The organism is Ensifer sp. EB106-03-01-XG145 (assembly GCF_058792075.1).
On sequence record NZ_JBYTEC010000059.1, the window covers coordinates 1 to 2,638 of the forward strand.

The following is a 2,638-nucleotide window of genomic DNA, read 5'->3' on the forward strand; positions in this document are numbered from 1 at the left end:
TATAGCGCGGCGATCAGGATGAGACGGCGGCGACAATCTGGATGAGATTCTTATGTCGCGGTCGGGATGACCGTATCATGCTGATTGTCGCTGGCAAGAGTCTCGTCGTGTTCTGATTGCCGCTCCGCGACAAACTGGGAAGAGCTGTTGATTGTCGCGCAGGCGGCGGGTCTGCCGCGCTGGCGTTTGGCTTCCATGGCGGAACGTCGCCGGTAGCTTTCGACGTTCATTTCGAAGATCGTTGCGTGATGAACAAGTCGGTCCACCGCGGCAAGCGTCATGGCTGGGTCCGGAAAGACGCGGTTCCATTCTCCAAAGGGCTGATTGGCGGTGATCATGATGGAGCGCCGCTCATATCTTGCGGAGATGAGTTCGAAGAGCACGCTGGTTTCGGCCTGGTCCTTGGTGACGTAGGCCAGATCGTCGAGGATGAGCAGATCGAACTTGTCGAGCTTTGCGATGGCGGATTCGAGCTGGAGTTCACGCCGTGCGACCTGAAGCTTCTGGACGAGGTCGGTCGTGCGGGTGAACAGCACCCGCCAACCGTTCTCGATCAGCGCGAGGCCGATGGCCGCGGCGAGATGGCTCTTTCCGCCACCCGGCGGACCGAACAGGAGGATATTGGCACCTTTGGCGAGCCAACTATCGCCGGCGGCAATCGCCATGACCTGGGCCTTGGAGACCATGGGCACGGCGTCGAAGGCGAAGCTGTCGAGCGTCTTCCCGGGCGGCAGATGCGCCTCGGCGAGGTGGCGTTCGATCCTGCGATGCGCTCGCTCGGCCAGTTCATGTTCGGCGATGGCCGAGAGGAAGCGGGCGGCTGGCCATCCCTCCCGATCGGCCTGCTCGGCAAATTGCGACCACAGCGTCTTGATCGTCGGCAACCGGAGCTCATTCAGCATGATGCCAAGTCGTGCTTCGTCGATTGTGTGAATGCTCTTCATGCGAGCTCTCCGGCATAGGCAGCCCCCATCAGGGCTTCATAGCTATTGAGCGATGCGAGTTGCACATGAACGGTCGGCAACTGATCCGGGTCCGGGCCGAAGACCGCTCTCAAGGCCACCAGGTCAGGCAGTTTGTGGGCGTCGAGCGTTCTGGCAAGCTCCTCGGCCAGTTCACGCTCGCAGCCGCGATCATGAGCCAGCGCCAGCAGTTCGACGGTGATCTTGCAAGCCTGCCGGTCAGGTAGCTGCTCGATGAGAGCGTCGAAAGTCCTGCGATATTCCGGCCGCGGGAAGAGCTTGTCGCGATAGACCAGGTTGAGAAGCGCCATCGGCTTTTTGCGCAGAGAGTGGATGACGTGGTGATAGTTGACGACCTGATCGTGCTTGCCACTCGCATGGGCGCGACCTCGTGGCAGCGTCAGTAGATGCGTGCCGCCGATGAAGACGTCGAGGCGATCGTCAAACAAACGCACACGCAGCCGGTGGCCGATCAAACGGGAGGGGACGGTGTAGAAGACCTTGCGCAAGGCGAAGCCGCCGGTGCGGGACACGGTGACGACCACCTCTTCGAAGTCGGACGTGCGGCGATCGGGAAGCGCCTGCAGATGCGGGCGCTCGGCATCGATGCGCTTGCCATGGGCGGCATTACGGCGGCTGACGATCTCGTCGATGAAGGCGCGGTAGGAGCGGAGATCGTTGAAGTCTCTGGTGCCGCGCATCAGGAGTGCATCGCGGACCGCGTTCTTGAGATGGCCGTGAGAACTTTCGATTGAGCCGTTCTCGTGGGCGACGCCCTTGTTGTTACGCGTTGGCGTCATCCGGTAATGAGCGCACAGCTCCTCATAGCGGTTTGTCAGATCGACCTTGGCATCGGCATCGAGGTTGCGGAAGGCGGCCGATAGGCTGTCGCTGCGGTGATAGAGCGGCGAGCCGCCAATGGACCACAGGGCGTTCTGCAGGCCCTCCGCCAAGGCGACGAAGCTTTCGCCGCCGAGGATGACATGGGCGTGCTCGAAGCCCGACCAGACCAGCCGAAAGTGATAGAGCAGATGGTCGAGCGGCTGGCCGGCGATCGTCACTCTGAGGCTGCCCATGTCGGTAAAATCCGACAGCCCTAGCCGGCCGGGTTCATGCATCTGGCGGAAGATCACCTCCTGTTCCTGGCCGTGAACGGCCCGCCATGACCGGATCCGCCGCTCAAGTGTGCGACGAATACCTTCGGACAGTTCCGGATGACGCCGCAGCATCTCGTCGTAAACGGCGACCGCACGAATGCCGGGAGCGGCCTTGAGAAGCGGAACGACCTCCGCATCAAAGATATGCTCAAGCGGATCGGGGCGACGCCGACCACGCGGCGGCTTGTTTTGCGAGGGAAGGCGCTGCTCTTTCTCCATACGGAACGCCGTCGCCCGGCTGATCGACGCCTTCGCGGCGGCGACCTCAACAGAATGCGTTTGTCGGTACTTCATGAATAATCTCATCTGATGATCGGTTACATGGCGACCCGGCACAAAGGTGGTTCTCCATTCCAGAAAACCACCACCGTAGCGGGCCGACCGCGATCATGAGACGCCGAAAAATTGCGCCGCGGCGGGGGTGTAACTCCGGTCGGGCTACGCCCTCCCTTCGTCACACCCCCGCCGCCGAGTCTCATCCTGATTGACGCTGAATCTCACCGTGATTGCCGCCGCGCA

General features: G+C 61.8%; 2 protein-coding genes. Both read right to left on the minus strand.

Annotated features, from left to right (window positions below; translation table 11 throughout):
* Nucleotides 1–50: 50 nt before the first annotated feature.
* Nucleotides 51–944, minus strand: a complete 894-nt coding sequence (gene istB, locus AC3WWH_RS34675; protein WP_057212779.1) for an IS21-like element helper ATPase IstB — start codon at nt 942–944, stop codon at nt 51–53.
* Nucleotides 941–2,455 carry an IS21 family transposase gene (istA, locus tag AC3WWH_RS34680; RefSeq protein WP_058324697.1) on the minus strand — a complete coding sequence of 505 codons (1,515 nt, stop codon included), beginning with the start codon at nt 2,453–2,455 and terminating at the stop codon, nt 941–943. Before istA ends, istB begins: the two co-directional genes overlap by 4 nt.
* Nucleotides 2,456–2,638 lie beyond the last annotated feature (183 nt).